The sequence below is a fragment of the Endozoicomonas euniceicola genome (assembly GCF_025562755.1).
Lineage (GTDB): Bacteria > Pseudomonadota > Gammaproteobacteria > Pseudomonadales > Endozoicomonadaceae > Endozoicomonas_A > Endozoicomonas_A euniceicola.
Window position 1 is genome coordinate 5,679,729 of record NZ_CP103300.1, and the last position, 18,529, is coordinate 5,698,257.

Consider the following 18,529-nt stretch of genomic DNA (forward strand, 5'->3'; position numbering starts at 1 on the left):
TTGCTTTATTGTGTTTGGAAATTACATTTATAATGTCTTCCTATGTTTAACATGGCATTCAAGCTCGCATGGGCTGCAATTGAAGATGAGATGCCGTATGTTTGCATAAGATTCCCATAGTAATAGCCGTGGCTGGCTATGGCTATGGCATCTTTAAGGCTATAACCTGGGTTGTCCAAGTGAACCAGGCCAAATGCTGAGGCTGTTATAACATTGCTCAATTTGTCTCGTAATTCATTATTACGTGTTACAAGCCTCAGGCAAGCATTGATTCCTTTCGGCAAAATGCCTCGGAATAGAACTTCTTCTATTACTGGTGCGATCAAAATTAATTTGATGAAATCAGGATTGCTGGGGCAGGCTGCCTTAGTGTTGCCGCGGGAATCTTCACTGGAATTTCCAAGTATCATGAAACACTTTGTAATAGATATAGTAGTAACTGCTATCAAACTAAGGTATACCGCCGTTTTAAAGCTGCTGCGGATAAAGGATGCTGCTGTCTCGGCTATGTAGGTTTTTACTTCTTTCATCACTTTGACAGCCCGGCTTTTCCAGGATGTTGTAACTGGTGATGCGATTCTTTGATGAACATTAACCGGTTCTGTTCTTGCCAGTCGGCCAGATTCGTTACGACACCAGACTTTGTGTGGTGTTCTGCTGTTGTATTCCGTTGTTTCGCTGCTGTAGCCAGAGGTAGGGGCTGCTGCTTGTAGAGCTTCCATGCGACTGTTTCCTTTATCAGTATTGCAGTTCTTAGCGTGTAATTAGTGTATTAATAATGCACTTTTCATCAGTAAGACCTTCAATATTAGAAAAAGTTTCGGTTGGAGTTGTTTTGTGTCTTGTTTAAGTTAGTCGATTGCATGGAAGTACTTGAATGTCTGGTAAGGAACAGCGCTTAGCTGTGGTACTACTGGATACGTCCTTACTGAAAAAAAATTAAATAAACCGCTAAAAAAACTTAACTGTTTCAGACTTGTGTCGTTTTCTGGGGTAGTTAAATTTTCTGGCCGGGAACTCCGACGCATGAGCATGATTCACAACGGTATCGCAGGCATGAATGCTGTCTCGACCGCACTGACTGTCACCAGTACCAATATCGCTAACGCCTCTGTGGCAGGGTATTCCCGCCAGCAGACGCTGTTCTCTACCACGGGAACCGGTGCGTGGCGGTCAATGGTACTCAGCGGGTTACCGATCAGTTTTATGTGTCGCAGGTGCAAACTGCCAGTACGTCACTGGGGTATGCCACCACCCTGGCGAGCCAGAACAATTTGCTTGAAGTGACGTTGAGCAGCAAGTCCAAAAGTCTTTCTCCGGCATTGAACGACTTTTTTAAGGGGTTGGACAGTGCTCAGGCTGACCCGATGGATATTGCCTATCGTCAGAAAGTGTTATCCGGTGCTGAAGGGGTTGCCAACCGCTTGCTGGCTATCTGATCAGGGACGAATTTTAAGGAGTATTATTATGCGCATCAGCACCATGCAGATGAACAACACGATGGCGAACAATATAATGTCGACGTCGTCTTCCATAAATCGCATCCTGATGCAGTTGGCTACCGGTAAGAAAATTCTCAAGCCGTCAGACGACACACTGGCATCGACTCAGATCCTGGGGCTCGATGATGCCAATAAAGAGCTTGAGTCCTATGGGAAGAACCTGGAGACCGCTAAGGTGGGCGTGCGTCGCTGTTTGATTACATGTAGATTATGCCGCTGTCCGCTGACTGCCTGAGGTAAGGACGTTATCTGGCATAGAAAAAGAGACTGGTAAAAGCAGCCTGATGGGCTAGCTTTTCAGTCTCTTTTTTATAAGCGGAAGAAAGCCGGATTGTATCCCTCTATCAGACTTAAATACTGGTGCCCTATTGTTGTGGTGGTTTTGTGGACTTCCGTTTTAGGGGGCGTGTCGCCCTGTGCGATTGCGTCTGTTATTGGCACTGTCAGGGAGGATGGCTTATCGCTTTTTCGCTCGGTCAGCGCCTTGTTGTCTGATACGCAACCGATAGGTTTATATGGTGAAGTGCTGCGTTCTGTCAACAATGTAAAGGTTTCATCCGGGCTGGATAATGGGCTGGATAATGACCTGGTGCAGGGTGATGCGGTGGGAGTGCGCAGGCGGTTATTGCGCTCTGCCCCTGGTGTCTACCGTATTTCTGATGATGTTCCGGGGGCTGCGGAGGCAGTGCTTTTATCACGCAGGTTGGATAGACCTATTCTGGTACTTATCCTTAATGAAAATAGAAGAATCAGTCCCCGAAGCTTTCTGGTGAATCGACAGGGTGTATTTCCTGTTGGCTCGCTGGAGGGAGCTGGTTTTTCCGTTCCGGCTATCCAGCTACTGGGAGTGGATGGCCTTTGGTATCCGATTACGACAGGGGCAGAGGCGGTGAGCAGGGGGCAGACTGTTGGTGATTACCTGGCGATGTTGCGGCCACAGGTTGAAGCCCTTTCTTATGAGTTTGGGGATCGTTCAGACTGTCAGTTGCGGCAGGTGATGATATGGTACAGGCAGCTAAGGCGCTTGCTGGTAACGGTTCCTGGTCATGCTCATGAAGCAGATAGTGTTCTTGCCAGGTATATTGCGGAATTTCGGCTGTTGATGCTGTTGATGCGGGGGTTTTATCTGTTTGACATATTTGAGAGTTTGATGAGTGAGCTTGAGCTGTCTGAGCAGGTATCGTCCGTTGGCCAGTTGCTTGAGTTTGGAGACCTGTTTGGGTTTGTTTTGAATCAGCGGGCTGGTGATTTTGAGCTGCTCTTTATTGACTCAAGTTTCAGTATTAACCAGTTGCTCGTTAGCATCCTTGCGTCGATTCGAAGGCAGAATGTCGCTTATCAGCCCGGTAATGGCTATGTAGAATCCGGAGCTGGTGTGCCGATCCGGTTTTGTAGGGATCGGGTGTATATCCAGTTTGATGCTTTCAGCTATTTAGACCAGCTTTTACTGGTTCTTCATTTGCGTTATCAGATGCTGAAATTTACCCGTATCGCTTTAATGACATACCCGATGGGTCTTAATGAGAAGCAGCTTCAAATAGCGCTGAAACAGCAGGACAGTTTGATTAATAAGTTGCAGGCTATGATACAGGCCCTGATTAAAAAGCATTATGGCAGCTATTGGGGGGAGAGCTATTACAGGCCAGTCACCTTTATGGATGGCGATATTGTATTGTTTCACGGTGATATTCATGCGCCGCTTTCGGGCTGGAAAGACAGTTTTTCTGAGCAAGGGGGAAAGTAGCGAAAGGGTATAAAGATTTAACACGTTTTCTGTCAGTGGTCTGCTACTCTTTTTTTGCTTAGAAATGAAGAGGCTAAGTCATGTCATTTGTTGAACGTATGGACAACCTTGAAGGTTTAGAAGAGGAAACCCGTAACTCTGTCGGGGTGCTTACCACCGTACTGGGTAAGATGAGTCGCCACTGGGATAACCGGTTTGATGAAATTGAGGCCCGTTTTGACTACCAGAATAAACGACTGGGTGATCTTAAAATCTGTGTGACGGCGTTTATTGACGAGACCCGTGAGCGGTTTGACCGGCAAGATAAAAAAATAGAGGCTCAGTTCGCCGAGCAGGACAGAAAATTCAAAGAGAGGTTCGCCGAGCAGGATAGAAAAATTGAAGAGAGGTTTGCCGGGCAGGATAGAAAATTCGAAGAGAGGTTCGCCGAGCAGGACAGGAAATTCGAAGAGAAGTTTGACTACCAGAATAAACGACTGGGTGACCTTAAAACCTGTGTGACGGAGTTTATTGCGGAAACCCGTGAGCGATTTGACCGGCAGGATGAGAGAATTAACGCACTGGCGTCCGATGTATCTGGATTAAAGGATGATATGAAGCAGTTTAAGTCTGACATTGTGGTGTTGAAATCGGATATGGCAGCGATGAAGGATGAGTATAAGCTGATGTCGATTCAGATCGCAGGAATGCATACCATGCTGCAACGTCAGGAAGAGATGCTAACAACGCTGCTGTCCCGGTCGGAATAAAATTTTTGTGCTGGGACTCATCGAAAGACAAATATTCAATAAAAACGAAAAAAATATTTAAGGATAAAAAGACAGTGTCGTTTTCCAAGATAACCGTACTGGTTGTTGTGACTTTTCCCTGTAACGCAGGTGGATAGTCACTTCAATCAACGCTTGTTGTACTCAATGACACTGGAGATCGGTAATGATTACCATCAATTCCAACAGCTCTGCCATGATGGCGCAGAACAACCTGTTCAAAACCCAGAGTGCCCTGAAAGGCAAAATGATGCAGCTGTCCACTGGTAAGCGCATCAACTCCGCTGCTGACGACGCGGCAGGCTTGCAGATTTCCAACCGTATGGCAACTCAGATGAACGGTCTGGGTGCTGCGCAGCGTAACGCTAACGATGCTATCTCAATGGCTCAGACCGCTGAAGGCGCGATGACTGAAAACACCAGCATCCTGAACCGTATGCGTGACCTGTCTTTGCAGTCTGCTAACGATACCAATACTGACAAAGACCGGATCTTACCTCGTCAGCAGGTGCAAAAATGTCAACCAAAATTCTGGACAGCGCTCTGGCAAAAGTAGACGACCAGCGCGCTAACCTGGGTGCGGTTCAGAACCGTCTGGAATCCACCGTTAGCAACCTGTCCAACATTGGTGAGAACCTGGGCGTTTCCAAGAGCCGTATCCTGGACGCTGACTTCGATTCCCAGACTGTGCAGATGACCTCTAACCAGATGCTGATGCAAGCGGGTACTTCTGTTCTGGCACAGGCTAAGGGTCTGCCACAGTATGCGACTATGTTGCTGTAATACGGCTACCTGTCATTCCCACGAAGGTGGGAATGGCGACAGTCTGTTGCAAGGCGAATCTTTCGGGGTTCGCCTTTTTGGGTTTTTAAGTCTGGATTAATGATTCCCTGACAGCAGACCCTTAACGCTGAGATCCTCATCCAGGTCCGGCCAGTGTATGCCGTCGCCTTCACCGAGAAGTTCCCAGTTGTTGAGCTGCTCTTTTGTGGCACTGGCGAGAGTTGGAAACCACGAAATGGGTACGATCAGTACTCTGCCATCAACTAGAGTTACTGTCAGTTCTGATTCCGAGCACTTAACGTGTTGGGCAAGGGGGTAGGCTTCAGCTTTTAAAGTATTCATTCCATGCCTCCAGCAAGGATGTTCTGTTTTTTTCTACTTGCCTTTGTAGCTCTCTGATTTCTTTGGCTGAAAAACGGGTTGAGCTGGCAAGGGATACAGGTGTTAGCCAGAACTTTGCCAAAGCTCTTTCACGCTGAATGTGTATGTGGGCTGGCTCATTGTTCTCATTTGAGTAAAAAAAGAACCGATATGCCCCGATTTTCAGAATGGCTGGCATTAAGTTACCTGTGTACCGTGCGTTAGGCATGGGTCATACAATAAACGATTGGCTGAAGTTTCGCACATTTTCTGTGGTTCTGTGCAATTTCAGTTCAATGATAGTCAAGGCTGGTCAGGTACTGCTCTGTGTCATAGTTGGCAGTTGTTGAGTTTTTATCGCTAGTATTTTTCTCTTAGGTGGTCGGTATAGCTGTCAATGTTGTCCAACTCTTTTTCATCAATAATGCCTGCCAGTTCAGCTGTGGTGCTTGTTAGTTTCAGTTCGTTCTGCCCCGGTTCGAGAGGCAGGCTTTTTAAATAGTTTTCGACCAGCTTTGATAGGCTTAATTGCTGGCTGGCGGCGTATGCCCTGGCCTGTCTGATGACTTCGGGGTTGATGGTAAGAATAAGTTTGCTCATGGTGGTCTCTATTTTGTTGGGTGGCAAGTTCAGGCGGGCTAAAGCCTTGTTCCATCAGCAAGGTTAATCACCCTGTCGAAATAGTCTTCTTCAATCACCGACTCTGCGACCCGGTTGCCGTGAATCAGAACCGGATGAAAGGAGATGCCTTTAGGTTTAGGCAGTTTGCTGATTTTTGCCTGTACTTCAGGAATGATGGCTCGGGTAATCTCGCCTGAATGCAGTTTGCATTCGCAGACATAGACCCTGTTTTTTGCCTGAATCAGCAGGTCAATCTGGCAACCCTGTCGTCGAGTGGTGGTGGTTTGCAGGTAGGGGGCGGCAAAGGCGATATCCTGAATATTCAGATGGAGCTGTTTCAGTATAAACAGAATATTGTTGTGAACCAGGTTTTCAAATTGCAGTCCCAGTAAGGACGGCAGGTTGGCGGGTGTTGTGGGTTGAATCTTTCCCGGTGCCTTGGTCTTTGCAATCGCTCTGAAATAAAGGGCGGTGTAGTTGTCGCTGATTTTCAGGGCGTATTTTTTTCCCGGTTTTCTTTTGGCGATGTCCCATGTGTGTTGTCGTTTAATAAAGCCAACTTCTTCCAGCACGTCGATGGCCTGGGTGTGGCGGCCAGAGTAGGTGAGCCCCATTTTTTCAGCCAGTTCCCCGGCGGTTAAGCCTTGTTTTGACTGGCTGATGGTTTCGAGTATGCTGCGGTAGAAGCGGTTTTCCTTTGAAAACAGGTCGTAAAACATTTTCTCAAATTCATTGTACAGGAAACCGCTGCTGTTGAAGGCCAGTTGATTCAGATTAGCTTCGGCGGTTTTGGTAAGGTCCAGTTCTTCAAGGTAGCGGGGTACTGCGCCGACAGCACTGAGCATTTTGATCAGGTCGATGTCGGGTGTTTTTCTTATTCTGCTGCCAAAAAAATCCGGCAGTTCATTGAGTGCCAGCTCTTTCAGGGTGATAGAGACCGATATCCGCCCAACAAAGCCTTTATTCATCAGGATGTTGTCTTCAATCCATGAGGATAAAGAGCCCGATAATATGATCATGAATTCTTTTTTCAGGGTGAACTGGTTTTCCCAGAGTTCAAAGAATACGGACATGAAGGCAGGGGATTTGGTCGCCAGCCAGTTGATCTCGTCTATGGCTAAAATGGTTCGTCGGGTGGAGCACAGGTCGCTGATGAATGCCAACAGCTCGCGCCATGTAGCGTGGGGCGGCATGTAGGAGAGGTCGAACTGAGCTTTGACCTGTTCGGCGTATTGTTTGCGCTCCTCGCTGTCGCTGACTTTTTCTGTTGGCGGGCTGGAGGTGAGATAGCGTAATGTGATGTTTTTGCCAAAATTAGGCAGCTCTTTGATCAGGCGGGTTTTGCCTATTCGCCTGCGACCGCGTATGACGTTCAGCGTGCCTTTGGTGCGGCTGAAGCTGCCAAGAAGTTGTTTGATCTCTTTTTTTCTGCCTGCAAACATGGAGTCTGGTGCGTAGTTAGCTATACATAAAATCGACTATAGCAGATTTTATGTATAGTTTAACTTGGATTTTTAGCTATACATAAAAACTGTTATTACAGGTTTTATGTATAGCTATTTGTTGCACTTGCACTATACATGAAATCTGCAAAGCGCTCAGATAGGGCTGAATGATTCCAGTTTTGATGCCCTGTGGGCAGCGGTGTTACGGGTGAGGTGCTCGCTATTCGCTGCTTCCCTTCATGGTTCTGTCTGACCCAAAATCCCGTTCCAGCTTCTCTCTGATTGCAGAACAGTTAAAAGCATTGATTGACAGGTTGTTATCAGCAGTGGCAATCCTGCGATGCAGTTCTTCGCCGATGCGAATATTTAATGATCCTTTAAAGGGTTTGTCCGGCGTCCTGCCGAGTTCAGCGCAATCATGATGACTTGAGTCCAGTAGCTGACACCGGTCATGGTGAGGAGCCTGTAGAGGTGGAAAAGGTGCTGTGTGAATTTGATACGGATCGTATGATGGATGTTCGGCGGCAGGCGGAGCAGAATCGGATGCCAGGGCGGGGGTGATTTTCTCTTTGGTTATAAGGATGGGGAGCTTACCTGCGCCGTTGTTAACTTCGTTTGGTAAGCATACCTTTATACGTATTGTAAGTTGTGACTAAGAAGCTAGAATACCTGCCGTCTACTCCTTGTTTTTGTTCATTTTACCCCTATAAACAAGAGATTTTGAAGCGACATGAAAGTCAAAGTAGAGGACAAGGTTGAGCGCTGCTATTTTTGGCTCTGTGCAAGAAGTGCCTGTTGCCTCTGCTTTAAGCGGCTTTCTCAAAATTAGAACGTTCTGCCGCAGTTTCGAGAAGTGCGTGACTTGACGGGCGGTAGCGTGCATGAAAGGCATGGACTAACCAGTGTCTTCTATATGTAATGTCAACCATCATTCTCGATTCTAAAACTTGCTCTTAACTGTCAGGGTAAGAGCAAGTTATTTTATATTTGAACAAAACTGGCCATTTTGTATAAGTGATGTATATTGCGAACAATTATGCAACAAGTCGAAGATCTTAATAAACATTCATCGGTAGAAAATTGTAAAACAAAGATAATAGAACTTGAACTCTGCACAGTTGATTCAAATAGTTCAAGATCGATTGAAGTTGAATCTGATAGAAATAAATCAGATTTTAAACCAAAAATTGTTTGTGGTAAATCAGGTCACTTCGCTAGTGTTGAGTATAAGCTGGAAACGGATGAAGTGACTTCGGCAAAAGATGGCAAGGTATGGATATGCAAAAAATACGGAAACTGTGAACCATTATATATTTATACGCCAAGCGCAAATGTAGCTCTTTTAAGGCATATTCTACAAGAAAAAAAAATAAATTATATCATAAATGATTACTCTAAAGATGAAAGTTGTAGAAATCATAAAGCGATATACTATTTCCAGCTTGGTGATTTAAAACCCAGCCAAAGAGAGTTTTTAGTAAAACAAGTCAAGTATGGCGTTAAGGTAATTAGCCTGATTGAAGAATTTGAGAGAAAACTTGGTTATACAGAAGTAGGTCTTTTAAATTCAGATTATTATATAGATGACAAGTCATTCTCTGTTTTAAGAAGAAAACATCATACTATTCCCAAGCGAATTGTAGACTTGGTTCTAGTCATGACGTTAATGCCAGTTGCTATACCAGTCGGATTGCTAACCGCTCTATTCATAAAAATTGAAAGTCCAGGTAAGGTACTTTTCAAGCAGAAAAGAGCTGGACTATACAACAAAGAGTTTGAAGTCATAAAATTTAGAAGCATGAGGCAGGATGCTGAAAGTTCTGGTGCAAAATGGGCATCAAAAAATGATAATAGAGTAACAAAGGTTGGAAGGTTTATAAGAAAAATGCGCATTGATGAGCTGCCTCAACTAATTAATGTGCTAAAAGGTGAGATGTCGATGGTTGGACCCAGGCCGGAACGAGAAGTATTTATTAAGGAGCTTGAGAAACAAATCCCATACTATCGATTTCGGCATGCAGTTAAGCCCGGAGTGACAGGGTATGCGCAGGTGCAATATCCTTATGGCGCTTCTCTGGAGGATGCTGTGTGGAAGCATAAGTATGATATGTACTACATCAAACATCAGTCTTTATGGATGGACTTTAAGATTTTGGCTAAAACAGTAACCACGGTTTTATTTGGTAAAGGTGTTTGAAGATATGAAATTTTCAGTTTTGATGTCTTTGTACGAGAAAGAGAAACCTGAATTTCTGAATGAATGCCTGAAAAGCTTGTCCGAGCAAACATTGGCAGCTGATGAGGTTGTTATTGTTTACGATGGACAGATAACTGAAAGGTTGCAAAAGGTGGTTGATTATTGGAAATCAGAATTGCCAATAGTTATTGTAAAAATAAGTAAGAACAAAGGGTTGGGTATTGCTTTGCAACATGGGTTGGAAAACTGTTCCAATGAGATTGTTGCACGGATGGATACAGATGATATCTGTCTTGCCAACAGGTTTGAAACCCAAATTAATTTTTTTAAAAAAAACAAAGATATTGGCTGTGTTGGATCATGGGTTGCTGAATTTAAAGGCGATATTTTTGGTAAAAATATAATAAAAAAAGTTCCACTGTCTCATCAGAAAATAAAGCGGTATGCCAGATATAGGAATCCAATGAATCATATGTCGGTTATGTTTAAAAAAAGCGATGTTATAAGAAGTGGAGGCTACAAAGATTTTAAGTTCATGGAAGATTATTATCTTTGGCTGCGAATGATAAATGCAGGTGTGAATTTTGAAAATATAGATTCATGCCTCGTATATGCCAGAGCGGGTAAGGCAATGTTTGAGCGTCGGGGTGGGAAAGAATATATTGTCAGTGAGTACAAAATAAGCCGCATTAAAAAAAACCTTGGTATGCAGCGTGGAATAAACCGTTATCTCGTTCTGTTATTAAGGTCTTTAATACGTTTGCTAAGCCCTTCATTGAGAGGGGAGCTTTATAATAGTGTTTTTCGACGTGTCTAATGAAATATAATTTATCATAAATTTTAGTTCGGTTCATATTTAATGCATGCTGTTATTTCTTTCTTTTTAAATTACATTTGTTTATTCCTTTCCAGAAAGAATATCTGGGTAATTAATTCATATAAAAATTGTAAATTTAATTTCAACTCAAGAGTGTTTTTTGAGTATTTGGTTAGGTATAAAAGTGAAAAGGTCTTATTTGTTATTGATGATGACTCATTAAGGGAGAGCTTAAAGTCGGAGTTTGGTGACTACTTTATAACAACAAAAAAAATATCGCACCTTCTTATTATACATAGAGCCAGAGTGTGGATAACTTCAACGAGACCTGTTTTTATTTACCCTCTATTTAATATTAACCGTATTGTCGTCAACCTATGGCATGGTACACCTATAAAAAAAATAGCTCTAGAAGATAATGCAGTTAGTTATCTAAGAAAAATAATGTATAAATATTACTATGCTAGAATATACGATTTCATCTGTGCTTCTTCTGAAGATGTTGCTAATGTTCTTGCAAAAAGCTTTAATGTGAAAAAAGAAAAAGTAATTGTCACTGGCTCTTTAATTGGACAAATGTTTAATCAGTCAATATCAAGTAAAACAAACTTAATAGTTGATAGTACTGTCGATTCGAAGCAGTTTAACATACTCTATGCTCCTACTTACCGAGATGGTGGCAGTACCCGTTATTTCCCGTTTGATGATGTCAATATCAATGAGCTAAATGATTTTTTATTGGCAAATAATATTGTTGTATATTTACGACCACATCATTTGGATAACGGCTATAAGGATTTTACGGTAGTTGATAACGTGAGACTATTCGATTCCACGTTAGTGCCGGAAGTATCTTTTTATTTAAACCGATTTGATATGCTGGTAACAGATTATTCGTCAATTGCTATAGATTTTTTGTTAACAGATAAAAATATAATTTATATACCCTATGATCTTGATGGTTATAAACAAAGTAGGGGGCTTAATTATGAGTTTGATGATGTTTCACCAGGGCCCAAGGTAAGCGATTTTTCAGAATGGAAAAATGAAGTATTGAATCTAATGGGTAATGATCAACCATTTTTGCTGGATGAATATGAAAATATTAAAAAGCGGTTTCATCAACACACAGATGGGCAGTGTGATATTGTTTATAAAAAGATAAATGATATTAAAATTTCAGTATGTAACTAAATTTATTTATAGAGTCTCATAATGTTTGTTATATTGAAAAACATTGGGTCGCTGATTTTAAACAGAGGTATAGATAGTTTTTTATTTTTATTGATTGTGCCTTATCTAACAAGAGTTTTGGGTGTTGAAGAATATGGAATGATTGCCTATTCCCTGAGTATCACATTTTTTATTCTGGTTGCTATTCGATATGGATTTGATAATTATGTTTTGTGCCGCCTGCATAGCGATCAGAGTACTGAATACCATTCAATTGTTGTCAGTAATATTATAATTTCAAAACTGTTTATATATGTACTCTCATTGCTGATTGTTACAACGCTCTCAGTTTTATTTTTAGAGGAATATGTCTGCTTACTGATACTTCTTCTTAGTATTAGTGCATTTGGTGAGTCATTTAATACATCTATTTACCTTGTTTTAAATAAAAATACGAAAATTCTAACATTTACTTCTTTATTTCGCTTGCTGTACATAGTACTGCTTTCTTTTATTTTTGTGGGTAAAAATGGTGGTTCTTTTACTTATGCTGCTATTTATGCTTCAGCTTACCTGGTCTCAGCTCTGACTGTTTGTTTTTATACCTATCATAAATATGGAATGATTTTTAAATCAGACTTAAGATTTGCCACCAAATTGATTCTATCATCATTCGACTATTTCCTTAATAAAGTATTTCTCACACTCTCTGATAAAATATATATTTTGCTTGCAGGGGTGTTTCTTGCATTTAGTGAGGTTGGCTATTTTGATCTTGGAATGAAATTATATATATTCGCGATTATGCCTGCCCAGTTGTCGTGTGTTGTTCTTCTTCCGGGGTTTGTTAAGAATAAAGGACAGTCAGATATTTTACTTATGAAGTTGATATCTGCTTTTTTTCTGTTTCTTGTCATGCTTTCTCCGGTTACAAATCTTCTAAAACATTACGTTGACGTTTTGTTTTTTGGCTATGACACAAATAGTAATATTTACATTTATTTTTATTTGTCATCCATCTTTGCTGCTGCCTCAGTAGTGATTGGGGAACTTTTTTTGCTGCCTAAAAAACAAACTAAATCTTATTTTCTGAGCTCACTCTTCTCTTTCACTTTAGCGATGGTTGTTTTTGTTTTTTTATTAGTATTCAATGGCATTAGTTTGCATACATTTTTGCTGGCTTTTGCCATTTTTAAATTTATAGATATGGGTTCTAAATCCTTTTTGGTTTATCGTTATATATAATAATGAGTATTTTATGAGTGAAGCTAAACGCGTATTAACGTTTGGGACATTTGATATTTTTCATTATGGTCATGCGAGGCTTCTTGAAAGGGCAAAAGACTATGGTGATTTATTAATTGTAGGTATTTCAACTGATCAATTGAACTATTCAAAAAAAAATAGATACCCGTTTTACTCTCAGGGTGAAAGGCTGCACATTGTCAGTTGCATGCGGTTTGTTGATCATGTTTTTTATGAAGAGTCCCTTGAGCTGAAGAGAGATTACATACAGCAGTATAATGCCGATGTTCTGGTGATGGGGGATGACTGGAAAGGCAGGTTTGATTATTGTAATGACCTTTGTGAGGTGGTTTACCTGGAGCGAACACCTGCTATCTCAACAACTGGCATTATCGAAGTAGTAAGATCTAAAAATATAGAACCAGCGTTAGTTTGATATGTTAATTCTGAACTATTCACGTGTAAGATAGTCTTCAGTTACGACGATAATTCTTGCTTAGCGAAGGACCCCCATGATCAAAAAATGCCTCTTCCCCGCCGCAGGGTATGGAACCCGCTTCCTGCCTGCCACTAAGTCCATGCCCAAGGAAATGATGCCAATCGTCAACAAGCCGTTGATCGAGTACGGGGTCGAGGAAGCCCTGGAAGCGGGTATGTCCGATATCTGCATCGTCACCGGTCGGGGTAAGCGTGCGCTGGAAGACCATTTTGATGCGAACTACGAGCTGGAGCACCAGATCTCTGGGTCTTCCAAAGAAGAGTTGCTGACCGGTATTCGTAAAATTATCAACGAATGCACATTTTCCTATACCCGGCAGAGGGAGATGAAGGGGCTCGGGCATGCCATTCTCACTGGCCAAACACTGGTGGGCGACCAGCCATTTGGCGTGGTTCTGGCGGATGACCTTTGTATTAATAGCGATGGATCCGGGGTGTTGTCCCAGATGGCACAGCTTTATCGACAGTTCCGTTGCAGTATTGTTGCGGTCATGGAAGTCCCTGAGGATGAAGTGCATAAATACGGGGTGATAGCAGGTCAGGCGATCTCTGATGACCTGATTCGTGTTGAAAATATGGTTGAGAAACCCAGGAAGGAAGATGCGCCCAGTAACCTTGCTATTATCGGTCGCTATATTCTGACCCCGGATATCTTTGATCTGATCAGCGACACTCAGCCTGGTAAAGGCGGTGAAATACAGATTACGGATGCGCTGATGGCACAGGCTGAGCGGGGCTGTGTATTAGCTTACAAATTCAAGGGAGAACGTTTCGACTGTGGCAGTATTGAAGGTTTTATCGAGGCCACCAATTACTGTTATGATGCGTTCCGCAAATAACTGATCGTTTGTAGCCAGAAATACTGGCTGTAAACATTATTTGAAAGGCGTACAGGAGCTGGTTTCAGCACCTGTACGCCTTTTTTTATTTGTGTTTCGTTAAAAAGTGGTAACGCTTAACAAATAACAAAGGAAGTCTTTTTCAGAATTATTCCGTGATAAAAAGAACTGTTCACTTGAATGGAGTATGGATAAGTATCCATGAGCGTCAGGAAGAAGCTTGCAGGATCAGAAAGGTTTGCAGGGTAAGAAAAATGGTCGGAGCGAGAGGATTTGAACCTCCGACCCCCACAACCCCATTGTGGTGCGCTACCAGGCTGCGCTACGCTCCGACAGGCAGCATGGCTGCTCATGTGATGCCTATAATACCTTGATTTTATTAGAGTTCAACCGTTATCTTCGAACTTGCAGGCTCTGAAAGAAGATATCTAGCCTGAATGGATAATAAGGGTGTCAAAGCATTATTGAGTCAGTGATATGAGCCTGCTTTCTGACGCAGTGAGCAGGGTTACTGTCTGGTCGTTTGGGCTAAGTCAGTTATTAAGCAGAACTTTCAAAAATATTGAGCTTGATTCAGTGCAGGCAGGCTTTCAGGGCTTCTTAGCTACTATTAAAACAGCACCTTTGGCTATGAAATAAGAAACCCTTATGTCACAGATACCCGGCAACAAATTATCAATAAATTATCAGACTCATGGATTGAAGGCTTCAGACAAAAATGACGAGTCTAAAGTGGGAAGAGGTTTGGGAAAAGTTAAAATTACCAACCTTGCGAAACCGGGAAACTATCTGGCAAGGCAGCAATCAGCCAGTACCGCTGGTATGTCCAGGCACATTTTGCTCAGGGAGAGGGTGACCCAGGTACTTCCCGGGGAAGCTGTTCAACAAATAGTTAATAATCCCAAACCCAGCCAGATTCGTAATGGAGCCAGTGCCGGTAAGCCCCCAATTGCTCCAAAGCCTGATTTAAAGTCAAAGCCTGAAGCCAGCCAGCAGGCTTCGAGCCAGTCAGAAAACATATCAGGGACGATCACAACACCAGCGGATATTGAGGCAAACCAGGAGATACACCCACTGGATTCCGCAAGCAGAGCCGGGGTAAAGGCATCGCCATTACCCGAGTCTGTTCAGAAGATTGTTGAAGCCGGGTTAAATACGAAAGAAGGAAAAAAGCTGCAAGATGTATTTATGCACTATACCCATGAGGTCATGGCCTATGTTAAGCAACATTATGATGGGGAAGGCAATCCGCCGGTAGAACTTCAGGAAGCGTTCTACAACGGTATGATTGAGCTGGCAGCTCACGGTGACTACCTTAAATCCCTCTGGTTCATACCCTCCTCCACTAGCGGCACTCTGCTCAGAGGGCTGGTTTCATCTACTGTTCCCCTGGGCGGGATGGTTGCCTCCCTGGCGCCAGTCGTTACGGGAGTAAGCCGCTTTAAGCCACGTAACAAGAAAAAACTGGCGTTACTGGCTTCTACAATATTTCAGATTCGGCAGGCAGCAGCGGCAAAAGATGAGGCGATGGTGGGTAGTATTACCAGTACTGTGACCCGAAAAGGTTTATTCACGCCAGATGAGCAAAAACGACTGTTTCAAACTGCAATGGGGCTGGAGCCGGTTTCAGGTATAGCCCTGCGGGCTGACTTGAAAAACACGCTCAGGGATATCGACAAGCTTAAAATCAAGCTGGACAATCCGGATCTGAGTGGTGCCCAGCGCCAGGCGCTGGAGGCAGAGCAACAGAATAAGCGTTCAGCAGCGGCATCATTGCGTAACATGATCACAGCCCATGACCAGGTCATGGCGAAAGGCGAAAAGCGCTCTCTGGATGATGTCTGGGATCAGAGTTATTTGCGACTGGAACAGCGGTTAACGAAGCGCTTGCAGGAAGACCTTCAAACCTTTCATGACAAAGCTTTACTGCCAGCATCCAGAAAAGCCTTTTTAAACCCGGAAAAAATTATACGAGCTGCTGAGTCAGAGTTGAGAAAAGATGCGGAGGGAACTGCAAGAGGCAAGAAAAAACTGTTGGAACAGGAAGGAAATACCCAGGAGTCACTGACCAGCGAAATTCTTGCCGAACGAAAAGCTGGTATTAAAGGCATACTCGAACAAGCCATAAAGGCATACCAGCAGAAGCCATAGCCTGGCCCGGGTTGTTTTCCATCCTTACGACGCTGTTCTGTTTTGGTAACCTTGTGATAGTCTTTAGGCGTTGATAACAAGATGTAGAATCCGACTCATGGTTAGAGCGAATCAACTTATTCACAACCTACAGCAAGTTTGCGTCTCGTCGGTCAGAGCCCTGTTTCTTCTGACAGCGATCATCCCCATGACAGCCGCCGCACTGGATTTACAGCCCTATCCGGCCGCTTCGGTCGATCGCAGGGTGAATGAACAGCGCAGTAACCATCCAGTTGTCAGCAGTCCAATGAAGAAGGTGAACGGTGTCGTACTGGCGGATGACATGCAACGGCTGGATGGAAACCTGGAAAGGCGGGTTTACCAGCTGCCATCAGGTCACGACAGTAACGATGGTTATCAGTTTTTTATAGAGCAGTTAAAAGCCCTGAATGTCGAACCTTTGTTCAGTTGTAACAGTTTTGGCTGTGGTGACAGCAATTTCTGGGCTAATAATATCTTTCGGGTATCAACACTCTACGGTATGAACAAGGAACAGCACTACTTTCTGGGTAAAAAAGTAAGACCCGGGGAGGTTGTTTACTACAGTGTTTATTCCGTTAAGCGAGGTAATCGTCGGGTTTATACGCTGGTAGATGAATTCACCGTAGAGTCTGGGCCGCTGGCAGGCAGCGACGATACCCCTATGGCATTTTATATTGACCGACTGCCCGTCAACGCCGGTCAGCTTTCGCGTAATGATACTTACCGGGAAGTACTGTCAGCACTCAGACGTCATGATGAACGACAGCTGCTGGCTACTATCGAGTTATCCGTCATACTGTCTGAAGGTGTTAAAGGGGCTGACGAACAGGTAGCGACCCTGCGGCGGCAGCAGGCGATGTTGCAGGAACAGCTAAAGGCTGACGGCATAAGGTCTGACCGCTATAGAATACTGCCGTCCTACAGCACATCGTCCAGCCGTCAGGCAGGAATCAGGCTATTGCTGACTCAATAGTAAAGGAGTCGTATCAGATCCTGATATGACTCCACTGTCGCCTTTTCCAGATCATAATAAAAGCCGTAGAACTGATCAGCCGCTGTAAGATCGTCAGCAGCCAGAGCGTCGTTAATCCCGTTCCTACAACCGTTCCCAATAGCCAGCTGACGGGCAGCAGAAAACCCCATTGGGTCCCAAATCGTATACCCAGTACTGTTTTATTGGCACCTGCTCCGAGCAGGGTCTGGGTCAGCACCAGAGAGGCAGAATCAAGAATAATGCCAACCCCTGTCAGTTGCAGTGGCAGTCTGGCAGCGCTAACCAGTTCCGGTTTATGCAGGAACAATCCCAGCACCCATTCAGGGATGACTAATAATGGCAGGCTCAGGATACTGAGCAATGCCGTGGCTATCCAGACGGCATTCCAGCCCCAGGTTATCGCCATTTCCGGCCTTTGTGCGCCAAGCTCCTGACTGACCAGGGTGTTTGAAGCCATACCCAGACCGATACCGGGAAGAATCATGAACAGTGAAATATTCATCAGTACATGGGCAATAGCCATTTCCTGAGTACCCAGCTGGGCGATAATGGCAAAAAACAGCATAATGCCCAGGGCAAACAGGGTTTGCTGCAATGAATCAGGGATAGCCAGTTTGATCAGGGTTTTCAGGTTCAGCCAGTCACTGCGGCGGAAAGGTTGCAGAAAACCATGGTGAGACACCTGCCGGAACAGGACCAGCAGATTCAGTAGCGCACTAAGGTGCATGGCAAGGAAGGTGCCCATTGCCGCACCTGCCACTCCCATAGCAGGCAGGCCGAGTTTCCCGTAAATCAGGATATAGCTGACTACGACGTTGAACAGATGGGAAATCACCAGAATCCGTAAGAAGCCGAACGGCTGGCCCGTACCATTCCAATACCCCCGAAAGGACAGGCTCATAGCGGCGGCCATCAGTGCCATAACACGGATACGGAAATAGGTTTCGGCCGCATCGTGTACTACGCCGCCCGTACTGAACAGTTGCAGAATCCAGGGAGCCATGATCATGAGCAACAGGCTGGCCGGCAGGGCAAAGAGCAGGGCAATGATAATCCCGTGATTAACAGGCACAGCGCAGCAGGCTTTCTGACCTGCGCCATAACGACGTGCTACCTGTGCCTGAACGCCAGCAGACAGACCGGCCACTAAAGCCAGCGCTACAAAATTGGCATAACTGCCAGCGCCAACGGCTGCCAGTGCCTCTTCACCTAATGGGCCAACCAGGGCGGCATCCACCAGATTCAAAAGACTTTGGGACAGCATGGCAAGAATAATGGGCGTTGCCAGCTTTACAATAGTCAGACTGCGCTGTTTCAAGGCTGACTCTGCCTCACTGAAAAGAGAAAAGAGGATTAAAAATCAAGGCGATTG

Annotated in this window: 22 protein-coding genes and 1 tRNA gene; 15 read left to right on the top strand and 8 right to left on the bottom strand. The window is 44.1% G+C overall.

The window, feature by feature from the left end:
• Window positions 1-5: 5 nt before the first annotated feature.
• Entirely contained in the window at window positions 6-722 is a 717-nt protein-coding gene (locus tag NX720_RS23150; protein WP_262597836.1) for a CPBP family intramembrane glutamic endopeptidase, read from the bottom strand.
• Between the two features lie 444 nt (window positions 723-1,166).
• Between NX720_RS23150 and NX720_RS23155 the strand changes: the two genes are divergently transcribed.
• The 6 genes from NX720_RS23155 (at window position 1,167) to NX720_RS26865 (ending at window position 4,796) form a co-directional block, all read left to right on the top strand.
• Complete coding sequence (locus NX720_RS23155) at window positions 1,167-1,439, top strand: FlgK family flagellar hook-associated protein (protein ID WP_262597838.1); 273 nt, start codon at window positions 1,167-1,169, stop codon at window positions 1,437-1,439.
• Window positions 1,440-1,467: 28 nt separating this feature from the next.
• The gene (locus NX720_RS23160) at window positions 1,468-1,737 is read left to right on the top strand and encodes a hypothetical protein (RefSeq protein ID WP_262597840.1); all 270 of its coding nucleotides are present in this window, start codon (window positions 1,468-1,470) and stop codon (window positions 1,735-1,737) included.
• A 96-nt stretch (window positions 1,738-1,833) separates the two neighbouring features.
• On the top strand, window positions 1,834-3,246 hold the full coding sequence (locus NX720_RS23165; RefSeq protein ID WP_262597842.1) for a hypothetical protein: 1,413 nt from the start codon (window positions 1,834-1,836) through the stop codon (window positions 3,244-3,246).
• An 80-nt stretch (window positions 3,247-3,326) separates the two neighbouring features.
• A complete protein-coding gene (locus NX720_RS23170; protein ID WP_262597844.1) occupies window positions 3,327-3,995 on the top strand; it encodes a hypothetical protein in 669 nt (222 codons plus the stop codon).
• A gap of 184 nt (window positions 3,996-4,179) precedes the next feature.
• A complete protein-coding gene (locus NX720_RS26860) occupies window positions 4,180-4,569 on the top strand; it encodes a flagellin N-terminal helical domain-containing protein (RefSeq protein WP_318654067.1) in 390 nt (129 codons plus the stop codon).
• Window positions 4,530-4,796: a flagellin gene (locus tag NX720_RS26865; RefSeq protein WP_318654068.1), complete on the top strand. Its 267-nt coding sequence runs from the start codon at window positions 4,530-4,532 to the stop codon at window positions 4,794-4,796. Before NX720_RS26860 ends, NX720_RS26865 begins: the two co-directional genes overlap by 40 nt.
• A 96-nt stretch (window positions 4,797-4,892) precedes the next feature.
• Here NX720_RS26865 and NX720_RS23180 read toward each other — a convergent pair whose 3' ends face one another.
• The 5 genes from NX720_RS23180 to NX720_RS27345 form a co-directional block, all read right to left on the bottom strand.
• A complete protein-coding gene (locus tag NX720_RS23180) occupies window positions 4,893-5,138 on the bottom strand; it encodes a DUF2442 domain-containing protein (protein WP_262597846.1) in 246 nt (81 codons plus the stop codon).
• A complete protein-coding gene (locus NX720_RS27340; protein ID WP_404831026.1) occupies window positions 5,119-5,385 on the bottom strand; it encodes a DUF4160 domain-containing protein in 267 nt (88 codons plus the stop codon). Before NX720_RS27340 ends, NX720_RS23180 begins: the two co-directional genes overlap by 20 nt.
• Before the next feature lie 131 nt (window positions 5,386-5,516).
• Complete coding sequence (locus NX720_RS23185; RefSeq protein ID WP_262597848.1) at window positions 5,517-5,756, bottom strand: DUF6364 family protein; 240 nt, start codon at window positions 5,754-5,756, stop codon at window positions 5,517-5,519.
• 38 nt (window positions 5,757-5,794) lie between these two features.
• Window positions 5,795-7,219, bottom strand: a complete 1,425-nt coding sequence (locus tag NX720_RS23190; RefSeq protein ID WP_262597850.1) for an AAA family ATPase — start codon at window positions 7,217-7,219, stop codon at window positions 5,795-5,797.
• 223 nt (window positions 7,220-7,442) lie between these two features.
• A complete protein-coding gene (locus NX720_RS27345) occupies window positions 7,443-7,658 on the bottom strand; it encodes a toxin-antitoxin system HicB family antitoxin (protein WP_404831110.1) in 216 nt (71 codons plus the stop codon).
• Here NX720_RS27345 and NX720_RS23195 point away from each other — a divergent pair.
• From NX720_RS23195 to galU, 7 genes are all read left to right on the top strand, one after another.
• The gene (locus NX720_RS23195; protein ID WP_262597851.1) at window positions 7,649-7,783 is read left to right on the top strand and encodes a hypothetical protein; all 135 of its coding nucleotides are present in this window, start codon (window positions 7,649-7,651) and stop codon (window positions 7,781-7,783) included. The two genes, NX720_RS27345 and NX720_RS23195, sit on opposite strands and share 10 nt — an antisense overlap.
• 475 nt (window positions 7,784-8,258) lie before the next feature.
• On the top strand, window positions 8,259-9,419 hold the full coding sequence (locus tag NX720_RS23200; RefSeq protein ID WP_262597853.1) for a sugar transferase: 1,161 nt from the start codon (window positions 8,259-8,261) through the stop codon (window positions 9,417-9,419).
• Between the two features lie 4 nt (window positions 9,420-9,423).
• Complete coding sequence (locus NX720_RS23205) at window positions 9,424-10,236, top strand: glycosyltransferase (RefSeq protein WP_262597855.1); 813 nt, start codon at window positions 9,424-9,426, stop codon at window positions 10,234-10,236.
• A 42-nt stretch (window positions 10,237-10,278) separates the two neighbouring features.
• A complete protein-coding gene (locus NX720_RS23210) occupies window positions 10,279-11,430 on the top strand; it encodes a CDP-glycerol glycerophosphotransferase family protein (RefSeq protein WP_262597857.1) in 1,152 nt (383 codons plus the stop codon).
• A gap of 21 nt (window positions 11,431-11,451) precedes the next feature.
• On the top strand, window positions 11,452-12,654 hold the full coding sequence (locus NX720_RS23215; protein ID WP_262597859.1) for an oligosaccharide flippase family protein: 1,203 nt from the start codon (window positions 11,452-11,454) through the stop codon (window positions 12,652-12,654).
• 13 nt (window positions 12,655-12,667) lie between these two features.
• Complete coding sequence (locus tag NX720_RS23220) at window positions 12,668-13,090, top strand: adenylyltransferase/cytidyltransferase family protein (protein WP_262597861.1); 423 nt, start codon at window positions 12,668-12,670, stop codon at window positions 13,088-13,090.
• A 76-nt stretch (window positions 13,091-13,166) separates the two neighbouring features.
• Window positions 13,167-13,991 carry a UTP--glucose-1-phosphate uridylyltransferase GalU gene (gene galU / locus NX720_RS23225; RefSeq protein WP_262597863.1) on the top strand — a complete coding sequence of 275 codons (825 nt, stop codon included), beginning with the start codon at window positions 13,167-13,169 and terminating at the stop codon, window positions 13,989-13,991.
• Between the two features lie 255 nt (window positions 13,992-14,246).
• Here galU and NX720_RS23230 read toward each other — a convergent pair.
• Window positions 14,247-14,323 (bottom strand) — tRNA-Pro (locus tag NX720_RS23230).
• 316 nt (window positions 14,324-14,639) lie between these two features.
• Here NX720_RS23230 and NX720_RS23235 point away from each other — a divergent pair.
• Both NX720_RS23235 and NX720_RS23240 read left to right on the top strand, forming a co-directional pair.
• Entirely contained in the window at window positions 14,640-16,142 is a 1,503-nt protein-coding gene (locus NX720_RS23235) for a hypothetical protein (RefSeq protein WP_262597865.1), read from the top strand.
• Between the two features lie 187 nt (window positions 16,143-16,329).
• The gene (locus tag NX720_RS23240; RefSeq protein ID WP_262597867.1) at window positions 16,330-17,136 is read left to right on the top strand and encodes a DUF4892 domain-containing protein; all 807 of its coding nucleotides are present in this window, start codon (window positions 16,330-16,332) and stop codon (window positions 17,134-17,136) included.
• Window positions 17,137-17,149: 13 nt separating this feature from the next.
• On the opposite strand, the gene NX720_RS23245 is transcribed toward NX720_RS23240, so the two are convergent.
• Window positions 17,150-18,475: an MATE family efflux transporter gene (locus NX720_RS23245; protein WP_262597869.1), complete on the bottom strand. Its 1,326-nt coding sequence runs from the start codon at window positions 18,473-18,475 to the stop codon at window positions 17,150-17,152.
• Window positions 18,476-18,529 lie beyond the last annotated feature (54 nt).

Excerpts from the sequence above, each read along its gene's own strand:
- NX720_RS23150 (WP_262597836.1), bottom strand. The coding sequence starts at position 722 with ATGGAAGCTCTACAAGCAGCAGCCCCTACCTCTGGCTACAGCAGCGAA.
- NX720_RS23160 (WP_262597840.1), top strand. The coding sequence starts at position 1,468 with ATGCGCATCAGCACCATGCAGATGAACAACACGATGGCGAACAATATA.
- NX720_RS23170 (WP_262597844.1), top strand. The coding sequence starts at position 3,327 with ATGTCATTTGTTGAACGTATGGACAACCTTGAAGGTTTAGAAGAGGAA.
- NX720_RS26860 (WP_318654067.1), top strand. The coding sequence starts at position 4,180 with ATGATTACCATCAATTCCAACAGCTCTGCCATGATGGCGCAGAACAAC.
- NX720_RS26865 (WP_318654068.1), top strand. The coding sequence starts at position 4,530 with ATGTCAACCAAAATTCTGGACAGCGCTCTGGCAAAAGTAGACGACCAG.
- NX720_RS23180 (WP_262597846.1), bottom strand. The coding sequence starts at position 5,138 with ATGAATACTTTAAAAGCTGAAGCCTACCCCCTTGCCCAACACGTTAAG.
- NX720_RS27340 (WP_404831026.1), bottom strand. The coding sequence starts at position 5,385 with ATGCCTAACGCACGGTACACAGGTAACTTAATGCCAGCCATTCTGAAA.
- NX720_RS23185 (WP_262597848.1), bottom strand. The coding sequence starts at position 5,756 with ATGAGCAAACTTATTCTTACCATCAACCCCGAAGTCATCAGACAGGCC.
- NX720_RS23190 (WP_262597850.1), bottom strand. The coding sequence starts at position 7,219 with ATGTTTGCAGGCAGAAAAAAAGAGATCAAACAACTTCTTGGCAGCTTC.
- NX720_RS23200 (WP_262597853.1), top strand. The coding sequence starts at position 8,259 with ATGCAACAAGTCGAAGATCTTAATAAACATTCATCGGTAGAAAATTGT.
- NX720_RS23205 (WP_262597855.1), top strand. The coding sequence starts at position 9,424 with ATGAAATTTTCAGTTTTGATGTCTTTGTACGAGAAAGAGAAACCTGAA.
- NX720_RS23210 (WP_262597857.1), top strand. The coding sequence starts at position 10,279 with ATGCATGCTGTTATTTCTTTCTTTTTAAATTACATTTGTTTATTCCTT.
- NX720_RS23215 (WP_262597859.1), top strand. The coding sequence starts at position 11,452 with ATGTTTGTTATATTGAAAAACATTGGGTCGCTGATTTTAAACAGAGGT.
- NX720_RS23220 (WP_262597861.1), top strand. The coding sequence starts at position 12,668 with ATGAGTGAAGCTAAACGCGTATTAACGTTTGGGACATTTGATATTTTT.
- galU (WP_262597863.1), top strand. The coding sequence starts at position 13,167 with ATGATCAAAAAATGCCTCTTCCCCGCCGCAGGGTATGGAACCCGCTTC.
- NX720_RS23235 (WP_262597865.1), top strand. The coding sequence starts at position 14,640 with ATGTCACAGATACCCGGCAACAAATTATCAATAAATTATCAGACTCAT.
- NX720_RS23240 (WP_262597867.1), top strand. The coding sequence starts at position 16,330 with ATGACAGCCGCCGCACTGGATTTACAGCCCTATCCGGCCGCTTCGGTC.